Below are 23,452 nucleotides of genomic sequence, written 5' to 3' on the forward strand. Positions count from 1 at the left end.
TCCGGATCGATGTAACGCGGAATTCGGCGGCTGTGTCAGCGCAGCCCCAGGATGCCGCGTTGTCCGAGTTGGCGGATGAACATGGCCACGGCTTGCTGCGCCTCTGCCGGAAGGCAGGAGTAGTGCTCCGCGACCTGATGCGCCAGATCGTCCACCGTGGCCGTGCCGTCGATGTTGTTCCAGACGAAGGTGCCCATGGCGTCAAGCTCCAGGGTGCGCAGGGGCAGCGCGACCGAGGCGGGCAAGAGGCGGGCCAGCCAGGGCTTCAAGGTGGCCGGATGGCTGATGCGGACCAGCCCCTGGTCCGAGACGGTGGCCCGTATGCCGGGCATGGGCACGGGCACGGCGCAGAGGGCGTCAGCCTTGGATTGCGGTTGTTGCATACGCCGAAAATGTCCTTTCAAAGTCCGGTGCCGGGATGAGGCGGCCGCGTTCGGTGAGAATCAGGATCCTGTTCCCGGCTTCGTCATGCCGGACGCCGCCCCGGACCTGCCCCGGGTTGAAGGGGAGCCTGGCCAGGATGCGCCGCCATGGCGAGACCGGGTCGGCAAAGCGCGCCTCCGTGGATCCGCTTGAGGTGATGCCAAGCTCGCGGCCGTGACCACGCAGGACATTTTTTTCAAGCCACGCTTCAAGCTTTGTTTCGGCCAGGAGCACGCTGGCCGGTGCCAGACGTTCAAAGACAAGAGTTGTGTGGCCGAGGCTGAACTCCAGCTTGAATGCCCCCGGCCGAAATGAAGCCTTGCCCAGGACCGCATGTGGCGGAGTTTCAAAACGCAGGTCGTAGCAGCGCCAGCTTCGCCATGAGTCGGGGGGCATCCAGTCCAGTGACGTTACGATCGTGCGGAGCAGCGTTGCCGGCGGCGGAGCGGAAAAGAGTGCGGCGAAAACCGCCTTTTTTTCCGTCGAACGGAGCACGAAAAGCCTGGCTTCGGCTGATGGGGCGGCCCAGATGTCGTCTCCCAGCCTGCCGGTCCAGGGAGCGCGAAAGGGAACCAGTCTGGCACCGCCGATCCCCGAGGCCTTGAGCAGCCGCGGTCCGTCCTTGTCCGGAGTGAAGGGCGCCTTTTCCGGTCCGAAGCGCAGATCAAGGACCGGGAGGTCCGGTCCGGCAATCCTCACAAAACCCCGATCCAGGATCATCGGCTCCATGTTGGCCGGGATATCCACCCGCAGTCCATCCCAACCGAGCGATTCGGTCATTGCGGGACGAGCAGGCGGTAGTCGAGCTTGTTCGCGGGAGTCGGAGCGCGATCGTTTTGAGCTCCGGAATCATTCTTGGCGTCCTGACAGGCGTCTTCGCGCAGCCACAGGGAGCGCAGGGTGATCTTCACGAAATTGCCGGTCTTGTAGTCTTCGTCCCTGCTGTGGGTCAGTTCTAGATTGACCTGCTCGCCTTCGGGGTTGAGGAAGCTCCATTTCCAGGACATGACCGTCTGAAAGGGATCGCCGCGCCATTCGAGAGGCTTGCCGAACCGCGCCCGGTAACGTTGCAGCAGTTCGTCGAAGAACTCTTTGGTATTGTTGTCGAATTTGAGCTTGATGCGCACGATCCGCCCGATCTGGTCGCAGTTGGCGTAGGCCACGGTGCCGCTTTTGATGCCGGGGGCGTGATGGGGGATGAGTTGGACCTCCAGCAGATGACGCTCCTGGGAGAGAGGAATTTCCGTGTGCATGCGGCATATGTTGTGGATGCTCGAAATGTCTTCGCCCAGGGTGATGCCTCCAAGGGAGGTCGGAAAAACTTGGGCCTGGACAGAGGAGGCCATGAAAAGCCAAAGAAGAAACATGCAGTATTTCATCTGGACATACTATTCCACCCGCAAGCCGATTGTCCAGTTTTACCGCCACGCGCAAGGAGTCTGAAATGACTCGAATCCTGCTTTACTATTTTTTCATGCTGGTGGTGCTGACCTTTTACGGGGGCGAGGTCTGACCTCTGATCGCCACGCTTCCGGTCTGGAAGTTTTTCTTGGTGCTCGGCGCACATCTGGTCGGGGCCCTTTTTTTGCGGCACGTCCTTGTGCGCCTCTTCGTCCGCCCTTTGCCTGTCCAGCGTCAAGCCACGCGTCTGCTGTTCCTTGATTTCATCGTCTTTGTGGGCACGGGCCTCGGCGTTGGAGTGTATCACAATCTGGTTTGGGGCTTTCCGGTTTCAAGCGGTCTGGAGGTCGTCATCGGTTTTGCCACCATCGGCCTTTTTGCCGCCCTGGATCTGAGCCTCGAATGGGAATATCGGATCATCAAACAGGCGCATTTTCTGGAACAAAGCCTTCCGGACTCGAAGGCGTTCTTCCCGCAGACCCGCAGGTTTGCGCTGCTGGCTTCCGGGATCATCATCTTTGTGACCATTGTCCTGCTTCTGCTTCTGGTGCGCGACATCTCCTGGCTCAAGGCGCAGGATCAGGCCGCTGCCCTGGGTTTGTCCTTTCTGCTGCGGTCCGTGGTGCTGGAGGTTCTGTTTGTCATGGGCGTCCTCTTGGTGCTGACCATGCTGCTCGTTTTTTCCTACGCCAGAAACCTGGACATCCTCTTCGAGAATCAGACCAAGGTTCTGGAGCGGGTCAGTCAGGGGCGCCTGGACAGCAAGGTTCCGGTGGTCACCAATGACGAGTTCGCGGTCATCGCCGGGCACACCAACTTCATGATCGATCGCCTCGTGGAGCGAGAGCAGATGGCGCAGGGACTTGAATTGGCCAGGCAGATTCAGACCAGCCTGCTGCCGACGTTCACCCCCTTTCTGCCCGGGGCGCGGATTTTCGGGACCAGCCTTTTCTGCGACGAGACCGGGGGGGATTTTTACGACTACATGGTGCGCGACGGCGAACATGGCCCGCAGCTTGTGATCATGATCGGGGATGTCACCGGGCATGGAGTGGGATCGGCCCTGCTCATGGCTTCAGTCAGGGCGTACATGAAAGCTCATTTGTTGCAGACGAGCGATCTGGCCGAGGTCATGAACCGGACAAACACGCTCATTTCCAGGGATGTCGCAGGCAGCGGTCATTTCGTAACGGTCTTCCTGCTGTCTTTCTGCCCGATCGGCCGCAGGGTCGAGTGGGTGGGCGCGGGGCATGACCCGGCGATCTTTCAGCCTTTTGACGGCGGCGAAGTCCGCAGCCTTGCGGGTCGGGATATACCGCTCGGCGTGGACCCGACCTGGCGGTATGGGGTAACCGAGGACCGGCTTGGCGAGGGCGTCCTGCTGATGGGAACGGACGGAATCTGGGAGGCGGTCGACGCGCGGAAGACCATGTTCGGCAAGGAGCGCATGCTCAAAGTGCTGCGTGAAAACGTCATGGCTTCGCCGCAGGAGATCGCGGAGCGGATCTTGACGGCGGTGGATTCGTTCACGGGCAATGCCCGTGTCGAGGATGACCGGACCGTCGTTATTGCCCGTTTGACGGAGAGTTGATGGACTCCAGCGCCTGCGCCGCATCGTGGCACATGATGAAAATGCGGTTGTAGCCGGAGATTTCAAAAATTTCGGCAATGTAGTCCCGGACTCCGCAGACCATGACCTGGCCGCCTCGGGAGTGCAGGCGCTGGTAGCTCATGACCAGGATGCGCAGTCCGGCGCTGTTGATGTATTCGAGTTCCGAAAAATCCATGATCAGGTGCGTAACCCCTCGATCCAGTCTGAGCAGGACCTTTTGCTCCAGTTCTGTGGTGGAGGTGGCATCGAGACGTCCCTTGATGCGGAAAACGGTGGCCGTGGGGTGGTCTATTTCCTGGAGTTGCATTCCGGCTCCTGTGAGGCTTTGGCGAGGGTGATGCGGAGATGGTTGGACGACTGTCCGCGTGTGTAGACAAAGTCGGCAGCCAGATTGCGCACCAGGCACAGGCCCATTCCGCCGATGGCGGCGGGTCCTTTTTCGGGGCATCTGGAGATTGGATGCGTGCTTGGATCGAACCGTGGCCCGGTATCGATGATCTCGATCACGACTTTGTCTTCAAGGTCGGTGATGAAGACCCGGATGGTCGTATCCAGACCTGGAACGGTGCCGTGGGCTATGCAGTTGGAGATCAGTTCGTCCACCACCAGCCCCAGCCGGTAGCGCAGCGGCGGCAACAGCTTTCTCTTCTCGCCGAATCGTTCGAGGGCGGCAAGCAGCGCAGCCTGCTCTTCGGCCGGACGGGCTAGGGTAAAATCGAATGAAGCTGTCATGGCGTCCTTTTCTCTTTTCATAGAGTAGGGTAGGCGGGAGGTCAAACTGCGACAGGTGGGAAAGGATCAGTTCATGGTGACCAGGCGGACCCTCTATTCATGGGTTTTGAAAAAAAACGTGCGCTGGCAGCTCCTTCTCGTGCTGCTGGTCGTGGTCACCGTGGGCATCCGCGTCGCTCCGCTGGAGTTGCAGAAGCGCATCGTCAACCAGGCCATCGGCCTCGGCGACATGGATCTGCTGGTTTTCTACTGCCTGCTCTTTCTCGCTTCCGTGCTTACGGCCAGCACCCTCAAGTTCTGCATCAACCTTCTCCAGGCCTACATCGGGCAGCGCACCCTCAAGCGCATGCGCACCAGTCTTTACGAGCACATCCTGAGCCTTCCGCTGTCCTTTTTTCGTACCATCCAGCCCGGCCAGGTCATCAACTCCCTCATCAATGAGCTGGCGTCCATTTCGGGCTTCGTCGGCAGCGCGGTGTCCGTCCCGCTCATCAACGTCTGTACTCTTTTGGCCATGGGCGGATACCTCTTCTACCTCAATCCCCTTCTGGCGGGCCTGAGTTTCGTCATCTACCCTTTGCAGATCGTCGTCGTGCCGCGTCTCCAGAAGCGCGCCAACGAGGCCAACCGGCATCGGGTCAATGTCAGCCGCGCCATCTCCGGCAGCATCGGCGAGGTCATCACCGGTGTGCACGAGGTGCACGGGCACGCCGGTTTCGGCCTGGAAAACGAGAAGTTCTCCGGCCAGGCCGGGCAATTGCTGCAGGCCAACGTGCGCATGAACGCCTACCGCTACGGCATCAAGTTTGCCAACAACTTCTTCGAGCACCTTGGCCCCTTCATTCTCTTCCTGGTCGGCGGCAGCATGACCATTCGCGGCCTCTTCGACCTCGGCGCCCTGGTGGCCTTTCTGTCGGCCTATTCGAGCCTGAGCGAACCCTGGCGGGAGATGATGGATTTCTACCAGCTCAAGGAGGACAGCCAGGTCCGCTACAAAAACGTCATGGCGGCCTTCGATCTGGCCCCGGAGCATCGCCTCGTACCCGTGGACCGTGACCTCTACCGCTTTCGCGGAGAAATCGAGCTGCGGAACGTGTCTTTCCGCACCCCCGAAGGCGCGAGGCTGATCGAGGACATTAACCTGCACGTCAGGCCGGGGGAAATGGTCGCCCTGGTCGGCTATTCGGGCAGCGGCAAATCGACTCTGGCCAAGGTCGTGGCCCAGCTCATGCCGTACACCGAGGGGCAGGCGCAGCTCGACGGTCACGATATCCGCGACCTGACCAAGCTCGACGTGGCCGAGAACCTGGGCATGGTTCCCCAGCACCCCTTCATCTTCAGCGGCACGGTCCACGACAATCTCTTGTATGCGAGCCATTCCAGCGTAATGAACCGCGTCCCGGGCTTCACGCCGCCTGACCTGGACCGCGTCATTGAGGTCGTGCAGCAGGTGGGGCTTTTCGCGGACATCCTCAAGTTCGGAAGCCAGGCCGTGATCTCGCCCGCCGAAAGGCCGGAACTGGCCGAACGCTTCCTGGCCATGCGTCGCCTGTTCCGTGAGCGTTTCGAGGCCGGCTTCGAGGGCGACATCGAGTTTTTCGATCCCAAACGTTACCTGGATTTCGGATCCATTGCCCAGAACATCGTCTTCGGGGATTTCACGGACCGCCTGGCCAGATTCGAGGATGCCTTTCGCAACAAGCGCTTTCTGGCCTTTCTGAACCAAACGGGCCTGGACCGGATCCTGGTCGATTTCGGGGCGGTTGTCGCCGCCGCCACGATTCCCATCCTGCGCTATGCGGCGCAGACGCCGGAACTCTACGCCGATAGCCCCATCGCCCGAGAGGACATGGATGCGTACACGCAGGTCGTGGCCGAAATGACAACCCGCAGTGAGACGGAATTTAAAGCCGCGTCCCGGAGCCTGCTTCTGCGCCTGGCCCTGAAATTCGTCCCCGGCCGTCACAAGACCGTGCGCATGCCGGAGCAGCTCAAGGAGAGAATCCTTTTGGCCCGGGCGGAATTTCCCGAGCATCTTGCGCGTTCGGGGCCGTCGACGCTGCAGTTCTACAAAGAAGACCGCTACATCGAGTCGCGCAGCATCCGCGACAACATCCTTTTCGGTCAGCCCCGGCCGGGCCGCGGCGGAGCGCTGGAGCGCATCAGCCAGCAGTTGATTCAACTGCTCATCGAGGAGGGGGTGCTGGAGAGCATCGTCGAGCTTGGCCTTGGCTTCCAGGTCGGGAGCATGGGCGAGTATCTCTCGGGCGGCCAGCGTCAGAAGATCGCCCTGGCCCGTGTCTTTCTCAAGCAGCCCGCCATATATGTCCTCGACGAAGCCACGTCCGCCCTGGACAACGCCTCCCAGGCCCGGGTCCAGAATTTCCTGAGGACCGTGCGCGGCAAGCACACGGTCATCTCCGTGGTCCATCGACTGGACACGGTGTCACACTACGACCGCATCGTGGTCATGAAAGCCGGTAAGATCGTGGAGAGCGGTCCGTACGACGAACTCATGGCCGCCAAGGGGGTGCTCCATGATCTCGTCGGAACAGTCTGAAAACCACGAATGCGAACTGGATTGCAATCTGCGCGTGCTGCGGGACCTGCCGTTTTTCTCCGGTCTGCCTCAGGAGCTGCTGCGGGTCATGGCCTACCTGTGCGAACGGGAGACATTTGCCACGGGGCAGGCCGTATTCGAGGAAGGCCAACTGGCCGAAGGGGCGGTGGCCGTCATCGGCGGGTCCATGGCCATCGAGCGCGAGGGGCGCAAAGTGGGCGCCGTGACCACGGGGATGTGCGCGGGCGGCCTTGCGCTTCTCGGCCATTACCGCTGGCTCTATACCCTGCGGGCCGAAAGCGAGACCGATTGCCTGTTCTTGCACCGGCGCAGACTCCTGCCCCAGCTCGTGGCACAGCCCGCGTCTTTGTCTGCCGTGGCCCGGGAGCTTGTGGAGAGCGTCGTCTTCTGGGATTTGCAACGCCTTGAACGTGGCCTCGACGGGAACGTGCATGGACCCGGGGTGTTGTGAGGACACGAGCTAGTACGGCAGCCTGTTCAAAGACTTGAGTATCAGCGTGCATCCCATGGCGAACATTCCTGCCAATCCCATGCCGCAGGAAAATCCCGCCAGCAGGACCGGGGCGTACTGACGCCACTTGGTCCCGAATTTTTTCAGGAAATAGTACCGCCCCAAGAGGGCTCCCGCCAGTTCCAGGATCAGCCCGTGGGGCGTCGACTGTCCCAATCCCCGTACCACTCCGTAGATGAGGAGCACCGGCAGCCCGGCAACGCTGAGCAGGCCGTAGATCACCACGCCGAAAAACACCCCGCACGACACGTACAGCGAATTCAGGGCCTGAAAGAAGAGGGAATTGCCTTCCAGGGTGGCCGTCTGCATGAGCAGCGAGTTGAGCGCCTGCAGATGCCAGAGTTCCTGGGCATAGGGGTAGCTGGCCGAGGGGATGGGCGCGAGCTGCCACAGGAACTGCGAAAAGAGCAGGGAGGCGATGAGCACGATGGGCAGGGTCACGAACTCGGCCTTGATGATGCCGCGCAGGCTGGTGCCGGTCAGCTCGATCTGGCGGAAGCTGACCGTGGCCTCTCCGTAGTTGTGGATGGGGATGGGGGCGTACCAGATTTCGATGCCGTGGTAGCCGAAGTATTTGGCCCCGGCGATGAAGCTGGCCTCGCGCACCAGGGGCAGGCTGACGTACTGTCCGGCGATGCCCTCCATGCGGGCCGTGATGTAGGACAGGATCGGCGTGTAGATGAATCCGTAGATCAGGAAGAATATCCACGGAAAGCTGGGCACCAGCCACGCGCAAAACGCCACGTAGGACAGGGTGGAGAACACGTAGATGCCGAGCGACAGCCAGATGGAGATGTCTCCCCGGCCAGGCGGCGGGTTGAAGAGGACGCTGAAGTCCAGGCGATGGCCGGTTTGTTTGCGGAAGGATTGCCCAACGTGCCAGAAGCCGATCAGCCCGATGGCTAGGCCCAGGCCGATGCCGAAGCTCATGTAGAAGTCGAAGCTGTTGGAAAAGACCGTGTCCACCGTGCCCATGCCCGGATGCCAGCGGTGCAGGATGCCGTTCTCGTACAGGATGGGGTTGGCCACGATGGTGATCAGAAGCCCGACGAAGCCGCCGATGACGGCCCAGAAGGGCAGAACCATGCCGATGAAGATGAGCCCCAGATCAAGCTGGATGCCCGTGGCCACGGCGGGCAGAAAGCTCTCCGTGTTGCGGGTCAGGTCGAGCCAGGGAATGGGGATGAGGCGGATGGATTCGGTGAAGAAGAGGCCGGACAGCGCCGGCAGCAGGACGTACACAAAGCCGAAGGCCAACCCGATCATGGCCCCGATGGAGAAGACCCGCCATTTCCAGCTTTCCTTTTTGTCCTCGGTGGATTCGGCCAGGGCCATGGTCCCGAGCGCGGCGACGGGGGCCATGGGGAAGGGCAGCTTCTCCACGTCCGAGGTCAGGCGGTACAGGGCGTATCCCAGCCCGAACTGGTCGATGCGCTGGATGATCATGGCCCCGCACATGAGCAGGATGGGGATGAGCCAGTCCCGGTGCAGGAAGGTGCGCTCGACATAGGACGCGGAATCCAGTGCCGGGGCCACCCAGGAGGGTATGAGCTCGGTCAGTCCGAGCATCTGCGCCGCGTCGGACTGGATCAGGTACTGGCTCCAGAGCAATCCCTGAAAGGGCGAGGCCAGAGCCGCTCCGGCCATGTAATAGAGCAGGAATATCTCCTGCTGCTTGAGTTCGGTGTACGAGCGTTTGGCGATCTCCGCGAAGAGGATGATGGTCACCCATCGCGCGGCAGGGCCGATGCCCGTGCCCAGCACGAGTTGCAGGTACATGGACCCCGGCATCATCAGGAAGCCTATGAATATGGCTCCGACAACGGTTTTCCAGTCAAAGCCTTCCTCGAATTTGGCCGGGGGCTTCAGGAGGTCCCGATATTCTTTGAGTTCGCGATCGTCGTACATGGCTTTCTCAGGATGGCAGAACCAGGTAGCTGATTCCTGTTTTAAGGCTGACCAGCGCCCAGAAGGCACCCATGCAGAAGTCTCCGATGATCAGCCCGATGAAGATGAGGCGAACGCGACGGTACAAAAAGGTGCCTCCGTAACGCAGACAGACGGCGTTGCAGGCCCATCCCACCAGAAAACTGAACCACAGCACGCGCATGGAGGCGCTGTAGGCCAGCAGATACCCGATGGGATGGATCGGCCACCAGGGAAAAAGATAGTAACACATGACCAGCATGAGCATGACCGCGGCGCCTGCCAGAACAAAGAAGAGAACCCAGTTGTCGGGAGTCTGTACCGTTTCGAGCAGGCGCTGGGAATTTGCGTAGACGGTCTGGGTCGTGCGCGTGGCCCAGTCCATGTCAAGCTCCTGGATGCCGTAGCGGTAGCACAGGTAGAGCATGCTCAGAAACGATACGGCCACGGCCAGGACCAGGCTTGCCCCGATGGTCAGGGCCATGAGTTTGCGTGCGCGCATGCGCTCCGTGATTTTTCCGGCATGCAGCAGCGACGGCAGCAGGGCTTCGCGCACATCGACAAAGAGCATCTTCTGTAGGCTCATGCCCAGCACCAGCCCGATGCTGCCGAAGGGCTTTGATCCGAAGAGGCTTAAAGCCGCGTCGGAGGGTGCCGCGTTCAGGGACGCAAAGGGAATTCCGCCCTGGCAGATCAGCTTGGCCACGACCAGCATGGCCGCAAAGAAACAGGCGTAGAGCAGAACCGCGGTGCCGAGCCCCATGCCCCAGAAGGTGGACCAGGCGCACAGGGCCGCAAGGCCGAAGATGGCTCCCAGCATGGAGGCGCGGGCCGATATCCAGCCGGCTTCCTGAAAGTTCGGGTCGGGGCTCAGGCACTGCCGGGCGACACCAACGATGTATTCACGGGCCAGCCAGATCATGAATCCGAAAAAGACCAGACTCGCTCCGATGCTCTGGGTTTCCTCGGGCCGGGAAATGACCGGGCCGAAGAGCGTGCCGAGGGCCGAGTCGGGAATCTGCAGTCCCGATGTCTGCAGCACTCCGGCCAGCAGTCCGGCCAGCAGGAAAAAAAGCCAGAAGCTTAAAGACACCTGCCGGGTGGTGATGAAGGCAAAGCCGATGAAGGCAGGATACAGGAAGATTTTGAGCTTCTGGAAGCCGGACAGAAAGCCCGTGGACGGAAAGTAGGAGCCGGCCAGGATTTCTGTCGGCAGGGCCGGGATGGACGGGATGTGCGCGGAGAGTCCGCCCAGCAGATGGAGCACCACGGGGATGCACAGGCCGCAAAGCAGGAAGGGGTCCGCCAGAAAGGAGAAGAGCCTCTGTTCGTCATAGGCCTCGGCCAGGAGCTTCGGCATCTGCAACAGGGGGAAATTGATGCGTTCGTTGACCACCCATTGGGCGGTGAAGAGATTGGCCAGACAGAAAAGCGTCGCATACGTCAGCAGGATGAAGACGCTCCATGCTCCGAGCACTGGCAGCCAGAAGGACCACGGGATGAGTTCCCAGGCCTGTACGAAGGACAGTCCGGATTTTCCGGACAGCCCGTTGTAGAGCGCTTCCAGGATCGCCGGGTCGCGCGGGTACAGGGCCTCGGGCAGGAGCGGCAGCAGGCTGTCCGCCCAGCCGTTGGTGCTGTCCGCGAACTGGGCCGGGGCCGTGATGTTGATGAAGAAGGTCCGCACCAATCCGGTGAAGCTGATCCCGGAGACCACGATCATGAGCGCCCAGGCCGTGAGCAGCTCCATGCCGCTCAAAAGCGGCGCTCGCCGGGAAACCCTGGCCACCAGGGTCAGCACCACGGCCGATGCGAAAAAGACGAAAAAGGCCGCCAGGGGGAAATGCCCTCCGGCCAGGGGCGTGGTCTTCAGGTAGCTGTTGGCGAAAGGGGTCACGGCGCAGATGGCCAGGCCGGACAGCATGCCGCTCAGAAGCGCCCTGGGGCGTATGGAATGCATCATGTCCGGGCTCCCTGTTTGGCGCTAAGCCGCGTCTGCATGCTGGTGGCGAAGAGTTCCTTGTCCGTGGAGTCGAGGGATCGCCAGATGAGCAGCTGCTTGCGCAGGTCGTTCAGGAAGGACCGGCACAGCCGCTGCCACGCGTTCTTTTCTCCGGCTTCCCGGGTCAGGGTGATGCGCATCTCCAGAAATTTGGGATAGTCCGGCGACGGGCACGACATGATGTGCACCCGCTGGCGGATGCCGAAGTCAAAGGGCGCGAGCCAGGCCCGAAAGGAAATGTTGAAGCAATCCGGATGCTCCTTGCTTGGCGCGTCCAGCGGGCAGGCATATTCCACGTCAAGCTCGTCGGTGGAGAAGAGTCCGTGGGAGATGTCCGCGTGGGCCTGGTAATACTCGGCCAGAAAGCCTCCGGCGCAGTCCTGTTCGTGAAACTTGATCAGGAAGGGCAGGGTCACGACCATGGTCGCGCCGTCGGTTTTGGGCAGATTCCAGGTCCGGGTCACGTCGGGGATGGCGATGCGGGAGGCCACCCGTGAGGGGTAGATGACCGACAGAAGCACCACGACCATGACCATGAGCATGGCCCCGACTCCGGCCAGGGAGGAATAGTTGGCGGTCATCCCGGCCCACAGCGCCGTCCCTGCCAGGAAATGCGAGGCGATCTGGGCTGCAAGATAGCCGGTCACGGCGCTGATGACTCCAAAGGCCAGGGCTTCGGCGATGAAAAGGGAGGACACGTGCGGCGGGGCCAGTCCGACCGAGGTGTAGACCGCGATCTCGCGTTTGCGCTCGACCACGCTGCCGACCATGGTGTTCAGGACGATGAGGATGGCGATGACCGACGGGATGAGCACGTTGCCCATGCCGCTGTAGGACAGGGCGCTGGACGAATAGTGCAGCCATGTACTGTTGCCGCTGCCGTGGAAGAGAAGCAGCTGGTAGCGGTCGGCGAGCTGGGCCGAGATATTGCCGTGATGCAGTTCCGTGCCGGGGACCAGGGCCAGGCTTTTCAGGCTCCCGCCCATCTGCAGGAGGGTCTGGGCCGGGATGACGAGGGTCTGGTCTCCGCCGACATGCTGGTAGCGGCTCGACATGCTTGCGATGTCCTGACCCGATTCCGCGGCTTCGGCTTCGGCTTCGCTGAGTTCCGAGGACGTCTCGTTGGGGTAGACCACGGGCGTAAGCGGTTCTCCGTCCAGGTCCAGGGACTGGTCATGCGCATTGCCCCGAAATATTCCCTGCACCCTGAAGGGGATGCCCCAGATGAGCACGCGCGGGGACTCGTCCAGGGTCCGTATGCCCAATTCGGCGGCAGTCTTTTCCGATAGCAGGACCTGATGGGCCTCGGCGCCGTCCAGCCAGGCCCCTGCCAAAAGCTCGGTCCCGTGCGCTGCGAGCCGTATCTCTTCGGCATCCAGGCCGATCATGCCCGAAGCCACGGCGAGCTTGTTTTCGAAGGTGACGGTTATGGCCGGGGGGCGCGTGCGGTCCTGGGTTTCCCACCACACGCGGCGGGTCAGCAGTCGGCTGTCTGGATGGGTGGTGAGGATCTCCGTGCCGAGCCCCACGGGCAGGGATTTCCATTCCAGGGCCTTGAGCATGACGCCCTGATAAGGGGCGTGGGACGTGTAGCGGGTCGCTCCCTGGTCCAGGGAGTGCCGGACCGATGTGAAATTGAGCAGGGTGTAGGTCAGGATGACCAGCGTGGTGCAGGTCAGGGCCGTGCGCACCTTGCGTCGCCGCAGGTTGGTCACGCCGATGGAAAAGGCGGCCACAAAGGCGCCCCAGAGGGAGATGGACTGATCGCGGGTGATACGGGCGCGACGCTGCAGGTTCTTCATTTCCTGCTCGAAGCGCGTGAACAGAATGAGCGAGACCAGCACGGACAGGCCGAGGATGAAGAAGGCCAGGACCACGACCATGGGGCTGTAGGTCAGCTCGAAGGCCGGATGCACGTTGTAGATGATGCCGATGACCACGGCCAGGAGGCCGAGAAAGGCCGCGATGCGCTTGTGGATGGAGACGTAGGCGAAAAAAAGCCGCTCCAGGCAGTAGGCAAAGGGCACAAACAGGGCGATGTAGAAAAGCACTCCGCCGAGCACGTCCTTCTGGGTGCGTTCGACGTCGTTGTAGACCCGGGCGATGACGGACAGACTGGCCCTGGCGTGCTGGTCCGCCACGCTGTGGTTCAACGCGTCGCGGGCTTCAAGGGACTGGCGCAGATGGTCCTGGCCCTGTTGCAGCAGGACCCGGATGCGCTGGTTGATGATGGAGTGTTCTTCGAGGTTTTCCACGCGCGGCACGACTAGGTGCATCATGTCCTGCGCCGCCTGGATGGACGTGTTCAGTATGGCCGGCGTGGCCGAGGCCAGATATCCCTGCCCGAGCATGTCGTCTTCGCTGTTGCCGAGCAGAAGCAGTTTTCTTTGCAGAACGGTGTCGGACAGGGTCACCTTGACCGGCGTCTCCGGCTCCAGAAAGAGGCTGCACAGGGTCGATTCCCTGGTGTCGATACGGCTGTACCAATAGCGTAGCGGATCGGTCTCGGTTCGCGCGTCGATGAGGCTGATGCGGGTCAGGTGATTGAGGCTGCGCGCGTCCCGCAACTGAAACAGGGTGGTCTGGGTGCATCCGAACATGATCAGATCCGTTTCCGCCGTGTCCCGGTTGAGCTTGACCCGGTAGCGGTCCTTGCCCGTAGCGGGTTTGTCGATGGCCCAGCTGGCGCTGTTGGCGCCGGGTTCGAAACGGTAGCCTTCGATGATGGCCTTGCCGAAGGAGTTTTTCTTGTTGGCCAGGCCCGGCAGGCGGAACTCGCCCAGGCTGTCCACCCAGGTCAGGGAGAATTGCTGGTCCTGATAAACCTGCAGCAGGGCGTTTTCGGCTTTTTGCTCCGGAAACAGCTCTCCCTGTCGCAAAAAATTGGCCCGTCCGGACAGGGTGGAGAAGCCGCTGACGGCCTTGTAGGGCGCGTTTGGCAACTCGGCGCGGTCCAGGGCGCGAAGCATGGTCGTGACCAGATCGGCCTGAACCCGGACCCGTTCCATGTCGACCCTGTCCAGGGTGTCGTAGGGGGTGCCCCAGGCGGAACGCATGTCGTTCAAGGTCGCGAGGGTGAACCCGGGCATCGCGGCCAGAGCCGTCAGCTCTCCGCCCATGGCCGGTTGATCCGGAAAATGGTTGAACCATTGCTGCCGCCCAGTGCCGCCGAGCAGGTCGTCGTAGGGCAGGCTGTGGCCCCTGGCCGCCGCATTCAGGACAGGGCGGATGTGCGTGTATAGCTTGGCTCGGTTCAAGGTCGGGATGAGCTTGAACATCCAGCCGTCACCCACGCTGCCCACGGCATTGCCATGGGAGGAGAGGTGCAGGGAGACGGCGGCGGCCATGCGCCTGCCCTCTGCCAGCGCGTTCACGTGCAGGGCTGATTCGAGACTTTCCACCCGCTCCGCGATGTCCGCCTCGATCCGTTTGGCCCGGGTCAGGGCCAGGGGCACAACCCGTTTCACGGCCTCCAGGGCATCCGCGTCCAGGGCGTCGTAAGCGGGTTCCCAGCCCACGCGCCGCAACAAGAGCTTCTTTTGCGCCAGTTCCTTGATGCTCGAGGCATTGGCTTTGGCGTCCTTGCGGGCCAGACGCAGGGCGGTGTTTATGGTCTCGATTTCATTGCGCAGTTCGGTCTGTATGGCCTGCAGGATGAGCTTGTCGTGCTCCGGATTCTGCGTGGCGAGGTCGCCTTTGTTCAGCAGTTCCAACGTCATTCGGGCAGCCTGACCCCGTTCGCGCATGTCGCCAAGTTCCTCGGTCAGATCCTTTTTTTTGCTACTGAGCGCCCAGACGGCTTCGCGCATTCCCGCCAGGTTATTGCCTCGGCCGGTGCTGGCCAGAAGCAGGATGGAACGCTCCGGAGGCGCTGTCGCGAAGCCTTGCGCCAGATGCAGCAGTGTCGCCAGGGATGTGCCTTCATCGGCACCGGGGGCATGTTGCGGCACATAGCGGCTGGTATCCAGAAAGGCCTCCACCAGGAGCAATTCGTCGGCACGCTTCGGGTTTTGCCCGGGAATGAAGCAGTAGACATTGCTGGCCACATGCTTGGCCCATTCCGTCCGTCCTTCCAGACGCGCGGCGCGGCCCTGGATTTCTTCAACCGGCGCGATGCGGGACTCGAATTTGTCAAGGGGGACCCAATATCTGGGGAAGTCGACGGGGGTGAGCTCTTCCTTGTCCCGGAAGCGCAGCCTGGGCGCGGCCGTGTCGCCCCGGTCAAGATAGACGAGGGCCCGTGCGCCGAGATTGGCCGCGTTTTGCCAGCCTCGGCCGGAGTCCAGGTTCATGAGTACGATGTTTCCGGCGATGCGCTTGCCGTCGAAGTCTTCGAGCCGTCCTTCGCCAACATAGATCAGTTCGCCGCTCAGCCCTTCGGGCGGGACGGTTTCAGGAGAGAGTGCGTTGGCATAGAATGGATGAAGGGGGGTTTCGCGCCCGTCCATGGTCAGGGACGCGGAGGTGAATTTCCGGACCGGCGTGGTGAACTGCTGGCGTCCGGTCACGGCGTGCAGTTCCTCCGGCAGGGCTGCAAAGACCGACTGGACATAGTCGGCCGTGAGCGTTTCTCCGGCAGCGCCCAGAGCCCTGTCGGCAGTGCTGCCGATGGTCTGCATATGCTCCTCGATTCCTGCCTGGGCGGCGCTGCAGGTCAGTACCAGACAGAGCAGCAGCGCGGAGCGCAGAAGCTTATGAATGCGCGGACTCATGACGCTCCTGGATGGTGCCGATGGAGATGCTGAGTTCGTCACGGTGTTCGATCTTGTCGATGCGTCCGTCCCGGATCCAGACCACCCGGTCGGATACGTTGAGCATCTTGAAGTCGTGGGTGGCGGAGATGACCGTGACCTGCCGCTGCTGACTCATTTTCTGAAGCAGGGCGATGATCTCCCCGCCCGTGGAGGAATCGAGATTGCCTGTTGGTTCGTCGGCCAGGATGATGGCCGGGTCGTTGGCCAGGGCGCGGGCAATGGCCACCCGCTGCTGCTGGCCGCCGGAGAGCTCCGAAGGCTTATGCTGAAACCGCTCTCCAAGCCCGACCAAGTCTAAAAGCCCTCGCCCCTTTTCCACCGCGTCATCGCCGGACATGCCGGCGAAAATCATCGGCAGGGTGACGTTTTCCAGCGCGCTCATGACCGGGATGAGATTGAAGGTCTGAAAAATATAGCCGATCTTGCGGTTCCTGAGCCAGGCCAGTTCGTAGGCGTCAAGCTGGGAGATATCGACCTCGTCGATGAACACGCGGCCGCTGGTGGGCTTGTCCAGTCCGCCGATCATGTTGAAGAGGGTGCTTTTTCCAGAACCGGAAGGGCCCATGATGGACAGGTATTCCCCGGCCTCGACCTCAAGGTCCACCCCTTTTAAAACCTGCACCGGCATCTTGCCCAGAGAGAAGGTCTTGGTCACTGCGACCACGCGGACGATATGGTGGATATCCATCAATATTCTTCCTTCATGACAATGATCGGTTGCAGCTTCGCAGCCAGGATAGCCGGATACAACACGCCCAGGATCGAGAGCCCGATGCCCGTTCCCCAAGCCTTGGCCGCCTCGGCAAGCAAAGGCAAGATATTCATCTGGCCGTAGTCCAGTGCCCCGAAATGCAGAAAAGAGCTGGCCCAGGCCACGACCAGGCCGAGCACGGCGCCTGCCCCGGCGCCGAACAGGCCCAGAGCCAGGGCTTCAAGCAGAAAGAGACGCAGGATCATGCGATCCAGGGCGCCAAGGCATTTCATGATCCCGATTTCACGGAAACGCTCGGTCACGGACATGAGCTGGGCGTTGACGATGCCGACAGTGCAGACCAGCAGCGAGAGGACCATGAGCCACAGCTCCTTGGGACCGGCCGTGATGCCGGTGCCGGTGGAATCAAGGGAATAGCCGGCTTCGATCAAAAGGGGCATGGCCGCGTCACCGTGGATGCGGAAAAGTTCCCGGGCGATGGCCGAGCCGGTCAGGGTGTATCCGAGAAAGGCGATGGCCAGCACCAGACTGAAGGTGGTGATGAGTGAACGGAAGAATCGAATGCGCAGGCTGTTCATGGCCATGCTCAGGGATTTGCTCCAGGGCAGTACGATCTGCCGCGAGATTGCCAACCCTTTGGAGCGGCCTGCCGGTTCAGTCATGGGACTCCTGCGCATGGCGCGGGGATGAGGACGCAGTTGATAATAATTCTTGTCTACAGATCCGTCCTAGCTTCATACGGCCTGAAAAATCAAGGAAGAACAGGGTGCGTCATCTCCGCGACACGAATTTTCCGATCCGGAGGCAGGCGCTTCGCTCAGGGCCGCGCGGCGGCAAGGCGGCGGATGATGTCCGCGCTCTCATTGTCGCCCTGCAGGCGCAGACGTCCGAGCGGCCCGCGTTGCTCTCGAAGGGCCTGTTCCATGACGTCGGCCAACCGGGACGGCTCCAGGTCGCGGTCCTCCAGCAGGCCGATATGGCCGAGGGTCTCCAGGGCCTCCAGGCGCATGCGTTGTTCGCGGTCGTGGCCGTAGGGGTGCATGAGTCCTCTGGCTCCGCAGGCCAGCAGGTTCATGGTCGTGTTGTAGCCTCCCCGGCTGACGGACAGGTCGCAGGCCAGGACGTGGTCGGGGAAACGCGGGGTGAACTCCTGGACCGTGGCGTCGGGATGGGCCCGGCTGCGGTCCTCCAGGCGTCGCCGCTCCTCAAGGGGGGCATTGGGGCCCGTGAACATGATGAGCTTGTGGGGCAGACGGTCGCCAAGGAGGATGGCGGCCTCCATGATGGGGTCCAGGAGGTCGCGGATGATGGTCCCGCTGCCCGCGCTGGCCAGGATGATGGTCCCGTCGGGGGGCAGTCCCAGTGCTTCCCGCGCTGCGGCCCTGTCCGGCAGGGTCGGCCCCTCGGCCACATAGCCCGTGTACCAGACGGGGCACGCGATGTCGGCCACGCGCGAGAACGTCAGGTCCAGCCGGATGAGGTCCGGGTCGGAGTGGACCAGGACTCCGTCGAACCAGGGGTTGAGCCAGCCCAGGACGCGCTTTTCGAATTTGGCCTGGTCCTTCTTCTCCACGAGGATGTCGCGAACGCTGCACAGGACCGCGGCCGGGCGCGGACGGCGGCGGTTGCATTCAAGCAGCGGCAAAAGTTCCCGGGCGAAGACCCGGCGGCCGAAGGGGAACATCTCGATGAGCAGCACGTCGGGTTCCAGATCGCGGAAGAGGTCCAGGAGCATGGCCTCCCGTTCCCGCCACGTGTTTTCGAGTTCGCCGTCCACGGCCAGGACGCTGCCGTAGTTTTCGTCCATGCGGATGGCCGGCATGGCATGATGGCGCACGTTGTCCGGCATGGGGATGGGCACGTCCGCGCCGCCCGTGACCAGGTCCACGGTCAGGGGGGCCAGGGCACGGTCGATGGCCATGCTGCGGAAGAGGTGACCGATACCGAAAACGTATTGCGTATAGTGCAGGATTTTCACGAAAGCCTCACATTGGTGCAATGGACGCGCAGGCCCACGCCGTCCAGGATCAGCAGGTGCAGCGCCCGCTTGGCCACGTCGGCCGAAGCGCCCGGCAGGAAGGGGGAGCCCTCAAGATGGTTCAGCAGAATTTTGATGACGCCCAGGTGGGTGATCATGAGGATGCGCTCGCCGTCGCGGCCGCGGACCGTCTCATCGATTGTGGCCAGGGCCCTTTTCAGGACCAGGCGGCGGCTTTCACCGCCTGGAGGCGTGAAATCCCAGCCCAGGGCCTCCTGGGCTTCGATCAGGCCTGGGTGGTCCCGGCGCAGGCCCGCCACCGTGAGTCCCGTCCATGCGCCCCAGTCCTGCTCGCGCAGGCCCGGGGCGATTTTGGGGGTGTGCTCGGAAAAGAGCAGCCGAGCCGTTTCCCGCGCCCGCAGCAGAGGGCTGGTCACGACACGGTCCCACGGGCCGTGGGCGGCCAGGGCGTCATGCCAGCTGCGCGGGTCGAAGTCCGGGTCCAGGGGTGTGTCGCTCACTCCCTGGATGCGCTTCTCCCGGTTCCAGGCCGTGGGGCCGTGGCGCAGCAGGCCGATGACGTTCATGGCCGCCTCCCGGCGCAGACCTTTTCCATGACGGCGAGCATCTCCCGGTAATTGGCGGCGATGTCGTGAACGCGCAGCACGCGTTCGCGGGCCTGCCTGCCCAGCCGCCTGCGCCGGTCCGCGTCGCGCAGCAGTTCGCTCACTGCCGAGACGAAGGCCTCGGGGGAAAAGGGCGGGACGATGATCCCGGCCTCTCCGTCGGCCACGACCTCGGGGGCGCCGTCATGGCTGGTGGCCACCACGGGCAGGCCGCAGCACTGCGCCTCCAGATAGACCATGCCCAGGGCCTCGCCGATGCCGGGGAAGGCAAAGAGGTCGCCGGCCTGGTACCAGGCGTGCATGTCCTGCGGCGCGATGCGGCCGGCGAAGGTGTGCGCCTCCGGCAGGGCCCGTAGCGCCCGATCTTCGAGGCGGGCGCGCCCGGCGCCATCGCCAAGGATCAGCAGGTGCAGTTCCGGGAACTCCGGCTTCAGAGCCGCGCAGGCGTCGATGACGAAGGCGACGCCGTCCTCCTTCAGGCCGGGCCGCATCATCGCCGCCGTGACAATGATCAGTTTTCCTTCCAGCCCCAGGCGCGCACGGGTGGCGGCAGCCAGGTCCGAGTTCAGGGGGAAATTCTCCGTGCGAATGCCGGGGCGGATGTAGACAATGCGCTCCGGCGGCAGCAGCCGTCCGAGGTTCTCCACGTCGCGCAGCTTGTTGACGAAGACCACGTCGGCCCGCTCCAGGGCCATGCGGTTCAGGTGGAACCCGGCCCAGGTTTTCAGGCGCTTGCGGTACTTAGTGGCGTAGGAGCCCGCCAGGATGAAATAGGGCAGGCGGTGGCGGGCGGCGATGAACGGCCCGAAGGGGTCCGGGCCGCGATAGTAGGTGTGGTAGGTGAACCAGCAGTCCGGGCGGGCGCGTCGCACGGCCCTGTCGGCCTTCCAGACTTCAGCGAAGGCCCCGGGCCACTCTTGCGGGCGCAGGAAGATCCATTCCGTTGTCCGGCTCAAGGGCACCATGACCTCGTGTCCCTCGGCCTCCATGGCCGCGACAACGTCCCGGGCGATGGACACCAGGCCCGACGACCGGGGGTGGTCCAGGGCACGGAATGTAGGGTAATAGGCGATGCGCATAACGCCTACAGGTTCGTCAGATTGCGGTACAGGGCGACGAGTTCGACAATGAGCTTTTGGTTGTCGAAGACCTCGGTCACTTTCCGCCTGGCCGCCGGGATGATTTTCGCGCGCAGCGCCTGGTCCGTGACAATTCGTTTAAGGGCTGCGGCCATTTCTTCGGGCCGCGTGGCGTCGACCAGGAGCCCCGTCTCCTCGTGCTCGACCAGTTCGGGAATGCCCGAAACCCGCGTGCCGATGACCGGTACGCCCAGCGCCATGCTCTCGGCCAGGACGTTGGGGATGCCGTCGCGGTCGCCGCTTTTGGCGATGCGGCAGCCGAGCACGAAGCAGTCGGCGGCCTGGAAGCGCTCCAGGACCTGTTCGTGGGCCATGGTGCCCGGCATCTCCACATGCCCTTCCAGCCCCAGTTCGCGCACGCGCGCCTTGACGGCATCCTTTTCGTCGCCGCTGCCGATGAGCACGTAGCGGAAGGGGAAATCCTCCCTGGCCAGCAGCGCCAGGGCTTCGAGGATGTCGGGGATGCCCTTCTTCTCGACGATGCGGGCGATGGTCAGGAAGGTGTAGGGCGGCTCGGGCGTGCGCGTCACCGCGTGGGCGAAAAAGAGCTCAAGGTCGATGCCGTGGTATACGCAGTGCACTTCGCGACGCCCCTGCACGAGATTTTCCAGGAAGGCCTTGTTGAATTTCGTGCAGGTCACCACGAAGCGGGCCTTGTCTATCTTCTCGGCCAGCTGCGTGGCGTCGGAGGTGTAGATGTCCTTGGCGTGGGCCGTGAAGCTGAAGGGCACGCCGCAGATCTCCGAGGCGAACATGGCCACGGAGGTCGGGCTGTGGGCGAAGTGGGCGTGCAGGTGGGCCAGGTTCAGGCCACTGGCGTGGTGCACCAGATAGCCGGCCTGGAAAAAGTGCTTGAAGGTCATGAAGTTGCGGTTGTGCAGGAATCGCTTGCACGCCAGCCGGAAACTTTTCGCGTACCCTGCGGGGTGGGACAGCAGGGTGCGCAGGTTCGGCCACACGAAGCGGTGCAGACTGATCCAGAACTCGGACGGCAGGTAGGTCACGCGGGCCCGTATGGCCTCCACGGACTTGTGGGTGAAGCTCTCGCGGGGCTGGCGCATGGAGAATATGTGCACCGTGAGGCCCTGCTCTTCGAGGAGGCGGATCTCGTTGGAGATGAAGGTCTCTGAAATGCGGGGATAGCCCTTGAGGACCATGCCCATGACGGGTGTGTTCATGCCTGTGCTCCGAAGCTCTGGATTCGCTGGTTGATGATCTCAAAGGCGGTCATGGGGAAGTCGGCCAGGGCCGCTTCGTAGGGGCCCGGCTCGTGCAGGAGTTTTACGATGCGTTCGAGCATGGGGGCCGGTTCGACGGTCTCCCATGGGATGTATTCCAGCAGCCCCCTGGCGGCGAAGAGCCTGGCCCGGATGAGCTGCTCCTCGCGCGGGACGCTGCGCGGGATGATGAGCGACGGGCGGGCCGCGCAGACGATTTCGCACATGGTGTTGTAGCCGCCCATGGATACGACGCAATCGGCGGCCAGGATGGCCTTTTCCATCTTGCGATAGAATTTGCAAATGCGCACCTTGAGCTTGCGAGCCCTGGCCGCAAGTTGATCATAAAGGTTTTCCGCCAGCATCGGGCCGGTCACGATCATGGATTTGAACGGCGGGTGGGGCAGGGTCTCAAGCATGGTCAGGTAGGTGTCCACGACCTTGTATCCGTCTCCCCCTCCGCCGGCAGTGACCAGCACGAGTTTTTCACCCGGCGCTATGTTCATGCCGTGGCGGAGGCGCGGACGATGCTGGAAGCGCGGGATCTGCCGGGGGATGTATCCGGTGAAATGCATTTTTGGGGCGATGTGGGCAGGAATGTCGTATTCCCGGACAGGATCGTATATGTCCCGGCTCCCGTAGACCCAGATCTCTGAATAGAGGGTGTCCAGGGCTTCGTAGATATTTTTTTTGCGCCACTCCGTGATGGTGCTCTCGGGACTGTCCATGATGTCGCGCAGGCCGAGCACGACGTGAGTTTGCGGACAGTGTTCGCGCAGCCAGCGCAGCGTCGGGACCACCTCGCGCTTGAGACCCAGCGGTGCCTTGTCGACCAGAAAGAGGGATGGCTTGAAGGCCTTGGCCGTGGCCAGGATGATGTTCTGACGAATGGCCAGGGCCATTTCGGGAGCGACCTTTATCGAATGGGGGACGTAGAGGTCGTTATTCTGTTTGATCATGCCCGGAATGCGCACGAAATCGATGCCGTGAGGAAAATCGAAACGACCGACAATGGGTGAACCCGTCAGGATGAGGATGTTGTGTTCCTCGGCCAGGATGTTCTGCGCCAGCGCCATGCTCCGGCGGATATGTCCCAGGCCGTAGGTGTCGTGGGAGTACATGAGAATGTTCACGGGAGGTCCTGCTGGGGATGACGCGTTTTAAGAGGGCTGCCCCGAAAAAAGGTGGAGTGGAAAAGGACTGGCATTATGCGCAAAAGATTTCCTTGTTGATCATAAATCCTAATTGATGCAGCCAGAGTGTGCAATTCAAATAGTGGGCTTTCGAAAGGATCTGCATGAGAACTCCTGAAGTATGTCCGGTTCCGCCTGAATTGACAAACATGACTCCATTGGTTTTGATGCGCCCGCCTGCGCAGGAGTAAACGTCGGATGCGCGGATGGCTTTGCCAAACGGTCCCGTGGCGCGGGACAAACATGGGTGGTGCGGGATATGATTATCGGAGTGGGTGTCGACATTGCGGAGCTGGAGAGAATCGCGCGATCGTATTCGCGGTTCGGCGATAAATTCAGCTCACGAATTCTGACTCCGGCGGAGATGGCCCTTGTCCCGGCCAATGCGGTCCCTTTTCTGGCCTCCCGCTTCGCGGCCAAGGAGGCGGCGGTCAAGGCCCTAGGTACGGGCTTCAGCGGGGGAATCACGTTCCAGGATATCGAGATTCGTTCCGATGCGCTCGGCAAGCCGCTGATCTTTTTTCACAACCAGGCCCAGCTCAGATGCCGGGACCTGAAGGTTCGGACCGCGCACATCACCCTGTCCCACAGCCGTGAAAACGCCGTGGCCATGGTCATCCTCGAAGGATGAGATTCAAGCCGAGG

At 62.3% G+C, this 23,452-nt stretch carries 19 protein-coding genes; 4 read left to right on the forward strand and 15 right to left on the reverse strand.

From position 1 onward, the window contains the following. Positions 1-35: 35 nt before the first annotated feature. Genes DBAC_RS01785 through DBAC_RS01795 form a run of 3 tightly spaced genes read right to left on the reverse strand, consistent with a single transcriptional unit; the run spans position 36 to position 1,790 of the window. Complete coding sequence (locus tag DBAC_RS01785; protein ID WP_012805555.1) at positions 36-383, reverse strand: PqqD family protein; 348 nt, start codon at positions 381-383, stop codon at positions 36-38. After that, the gene (locus tag DBAC_RS01790) at positions 358-1,203 is read right to left on the reverse strand and encodes a hypothetical protein (RefSeq protein ID WP_012805556.1); all 846 of its coding nucleotides are present in this window, start codon (positions 1,201-1,203) and stop codon (positions 358-360) included. The genes DBAC_RS01785 and DBAC_RS01790 overlap by 26 nt, the downstream gene beginning before the upstream one ends. Continuing rightward, positions 1,200-1,790 carry a hypothetical protein gene (locus DBAC_RS01795; protein WP_043810226.1) on the reverse strand — a complete coding sequence of 197 codons (591 nt, stop codon included), beginning with the start codon at positions 1,788-1,790 and terminating at the stop codon, positions 1,200-1,202. The genes DBAC_RS01790 and DBAC_RS01795 overlap by 4 nt, the downstream gene beginning before the upstream one ends. A gap of 152 nt (positions 1,791-1,942) precedes the next feature. On the opposite strand from DBAC_RS01795, the gene DBAC_RS01800 reads away from it, so the two are divergent. After that, complete coding sequence (locus DBAC_RS01800; RefSeq protein ID WP_323740361.1) at positions 1,943-3,415, forward strand: PP2C family protein-serine/threonine phosphatase; 1,473 nt, start codon at positions 1,943-1,945, stop codon at positions 3,413-3,415. Here the strand turns inward: DBAC_RS01800 and DBAC_RS01805 are convergent. Together DBAC_RS01805 and DBAC_RS01810 are read right to left on the reverse strand one after the other, a co-directional pair. Next, on the reverse strand, positions 3,390-3,743 hold the full coding sequence (locus tag DBAC_RS01805) for an STAS domain-containing protein (RefSeq protein WP_012805559.1): 354 nt from the start codon (positions 3,741-3,743) through the stop codon (positions 3,390-3,392). The two genes, DBAC_RS01800 and DBAC_RS01805, sit on opposite strands and share 26 nt — an antisense overlap. Continuing rightward, entirely contained in the window at positions 3,725-4,168 is a 444-nt protein-coding gene (locus DBAC_RS01810) for an ATP-binding protein (protein ID WP_012805560.1), read from the reverse strand. Before DBAC_RS01810 ends, DBAC_RS01805 begins: the two co-directional genes overlap by 19 nt. A gap of 73 nt (positions 4,169-4,241) precedes the next feature. Here DBAC_RS01810 and DBAC_RS01815 point away from each other — a divergent pair, with 73 nt between their 5' ends. Both DBAC_RS01815 and DBAC_RS01820 read left to right on the forward strand, forming a co-directional pair. Then, positions 4,242-6,728: an ABC transporter ATP-binding protein/permease gene (locus tag DBAC_RS01815; RefSeq protein WP_012805561.1), complete on the forward strand. Its 2,487-nt coding sequence runs from the start codon at positions 4,242-4,244 to the stop codon at positions 6,726-6,728. After that, a complete protein-coding gene (locus tag DBAC_RS01820; RefSeq protein ID WP_012805562.1) occupies positions 6,706-7,200 on the forward strand; it encodes a cyclic nucleotide-binding domain-containing protein in 495 nt (164 codons plus the stop codon). Before DBAC_RS01815 ends, DBAC_RS01820 begins: the two co-directional genes overlap by 23 nt. Positions 7,201-7,209: 9 nt before the next feature. Here the strand turns inward: DBAC_RS01820 and DBAC_RS01825 are convergent, their stop codons facing one another. The 10 genes from DBAC_RS01825 to DBAC_RS01870 form a co-directional block, all read right to left on the reverse strand. Then, positions 7,210-9,168, reverse strand: a complete 1,959-nt coding sequence (locus DBAC_RS01825) for an OPT family oligopeptide transporter (RefSeq protein WP_012805563.1) — start codon at positions 9,166-9,168, stop codon at positions 7,210-7,212. A 7-nt stretch (positions 9,169-9,175) separates the two neighbouring features. Next, positions 9,176-11,149: a DUF6785 family protein gene (locus tag DBAC_RS01830; protein WP_012805564.1), complete on the reverse strand. Its 1,974-nt coding sequence runs from the start codon at positions 11,147-11,149 to the stop codon at positions 9,176-9,178. After that, on the reverse strand, positions 11,146-15,900 hold the full coding sequence (locus DBAC_RS01835) for an FtsX-like permease family protein (protein ID WP_012805565.1): 4,755 nt from the start codon (positions 15,898-15,900) through the stop codon (positions 11,146-11,148). The genes DBAC_RS01830 and DBAC_RS01835 overlap by 4 nt, the downstream gene beginning before the upstream one ends. After that, positions 15,881-16,630: an ABC transporter ATP-binding protein gene (locus DBAC_RS01840; RefSeq protein WP_012805566.1), complete on the reverse strand. Its 750-nt coding sequence runs from the start codon at positions 16,628-16,630 to the stop codon at positions 15,881-15,883. Before DBAC_RS01840 ends, DBAC_RS01835 begins: the two co-directional genes overlap by 20 nt. Further along, on the reverse strand, positions 16,630-17,316 hold the full coding sequence (locus tag DBAC_RS01845) for an ABC transporter permease (RefSeq protein ID WP_012805567.1): 687 nt from the start codon (positions 17,314-17,316) through the stop codon (positions 16,630-16,632). The genes DBAC_RS01840 and DBAC_RS01845 overlap by 1 nt, the downstream gene beginning before the upstream one ends. A gap of 155 nt (positions 17,317-17,471) precedes the next feature. Next, positions 17,472-18,632, reverse strand: coding sequence for a glycosyltransferase family protein (locus tag DBAC_RS01850; protein WP_012805568.1), 1,161 nt, complete (start codon positions 18,630-18,632; stop codon positions 17,472-17,474). Continuing rightward, complete coding sequence (locus DBAC_RS01855; RefSeq protein WP_012805569.1) at positions 18,629-19,219, reverse strand: histidine phosphatase family protein; 591 nt, start codon at positions 19,217-19,219, stop codon at positions 18,629-18,631. The genes DBAC_RS01850 and DBAC_RS01855 overlap by 4 nt, the downstream gene beginning before the upstream one ends. Then, positions 19,216-20,337, reverse strand: a complete 1,122-nt coding sequence (locus DBAC_RS01860; RefSeq protein ID WP_012805570.1) for a glycosyltransferase family 4 protein — start codon at positions 20,335-20,337, stop codon at positions 19,216-19,218. Before DBAC_RS01860 ends, DBAC_RS01855 begins: the two co-directional genes overlap by 4 nt. Positions 20,338-20,342: 5 nt before the next feature. Continuing rightward, positions 20,343-21,575 carry a glycosyltransferase gene (locus tag DBAC_RS01865; RefSeq protein WP_012805571.1) on the reverse strand — a complete coding sequence of 411 codons (1,233 nt, stop codon included), beginning with the start codon at positions 21,573-21,575 and terminating at the stop codon, positions 20,343-20,345. Next, a complete protein-coding gene (locus tag DBAC_RS01870) occupies positions 21,572-22,747 on the reverse strand; it encodes a glycosyltransferase family protein (RefSeq protein ID WP_012805572.1) in 1,176 nt (391 codons plus the stop codon). The genes DBAC_RS01865 and DBAC_RS01870 overlap by 4 nt, the downstream gene beginning before the upstream one ends. A 319-nt stretch (positions 22,748-23,066) precedes the next feature. On the opposite strand from DBAC_RS01870, the gene DBAC_RS01875 reads away from it, so the two are divergent. Next, positions 23,067-23,438, forward strand: a complete 372-nt coding sequence (locus tag DBAC_RS01875; protein WP_012805573.1) for a holo-[acyl-carrier-protein] synthase — start codon at positions 23,067-23,069, stop codon at positions 23,436-23,438. Positions 23,439-23,452 lie beyond the last annotated feature (14 nt).

The sequence above is a fragment of the Desulfomicrobium baculatum DSM 4028 genome (genome assembly GCF_000023225.1).
In the GTDB taxonomy this organism is placed as follows: domain Bacteria; phylum Desulfobacterota; class Desulfovibrionia; order Desulfovibrionales; family Desulfomicrobiaceae; genus Desulfomicrobium; species Desulfomicrobium baculatum.

Coding starts and splice junctions, on each gene's coding strand:
- DBAC_RS01810 (WP_012805560.1), bottom strand. CDS start 4,168: ATGACAGCTTCATTCGATTTTACCCTAGCCCGTCCGGCCGAAGAGCAG.
- DBAC_RS01840 (WP_012805566.1), bottom strand. CDS start 16,630: ATGGATATCCACCATATCGTCCGCGTGGTCGCAGTGACCAAGACCTTC.
- DBAC_RS01845 (WP_012805567.1), bottom strand. CDS start 17,316: ATGACTGAACCGGCAGGCCGCTCCAAAGGGTTGGCAATCTCGCGGCAG.
- DBAC_RS01795 (WP_043810226.1), bottom strand. CDS start 1,790: ATGTTTCTTCTTTGGCTTTTCATGGCCTCCTCTGTCCAGGCCCAAGTT.
- DBAC_RS01815 (WP_012805561.1), top strand. CDS start 4,242: ATGGTGACCAGGCGGACCCTCTATTCATGGGTTTTGAAAAAAAACGTG.
- DBAC_RS01860 (WP_012805570.1), bottom strand. CDS start 20,337: ATGCGCATCGCCTATTACCCTACATTCCGTGCCCTGGACCACCCCCGG.
- DBAC_RS01875 (WP_012805573.1), top strand. CDS start 23,067: ATGATTATCGGAGTGGGTGTCGACATTGCGGAGCTGGAGAGAATCGCG.
- DBAC_RS01865 (WP_012805571.1), bottom strand. CDS start 21,575: ATGAACACACCCGTCATGGGCATGGTCCTCAAGGGCTATCCCCGCATT.
- DBAC_RS01785 (WP_012805555.1), bottom strand. CDS start 383: ATGCAACAACCGCAATCCAAGGCTGACGCCCTCTGCGCCGTGCCCGTG.
- DBAC_RS01830 (WP_012805564.1), bottom strand. CDS start 11,149: ATGATGCATTCCATACGCCCCAGGGCGCTTCTGAGCGGCATGCTGTCC.
- DBAC_RS01835 (WP_012805565.1), bottom strand. CDS start 15,900: ATGAGTCCGCGCATTCATAAGCTTCTGCGCTCCGCGCTGCTGCTCTGT.
- DBAC_RS01790 (WP_012805556.1), bottom strand. CDS start 1,203: ATGACCGAATCGCTCGGTTGGGATGGACTGCGGGTGGATATCCCGGCC.
- DBAC_RS01805 (WP_012805559.1), bottom strand. CDS start 3,743: ATGCAACTCCAGGAAATAGACCACCCCACGGCCACCGTTTTCCGCATC.
- DBAC_RS01855 (WP_012805569.1), bottom strand. CDS start 19,219: ATGAACGTCATCGGCCTGCTGCGCCACGGCCCCACGGCCTGGAACCGG.
- DBAC_RS01825 (WP_012805563.1), bottom strand. CDS start 9,168: ATGTACGACGATCGCGAACTCAAAGAATATCGGGACCTCCTGAAGCCC.
- DBAC_RS01820 (WP_012805562.1), top strand. CDS start 6,706: ATGATCTCGTCGGAACAGTCTGAAAACCACGAATGCGAACTGGATTGC.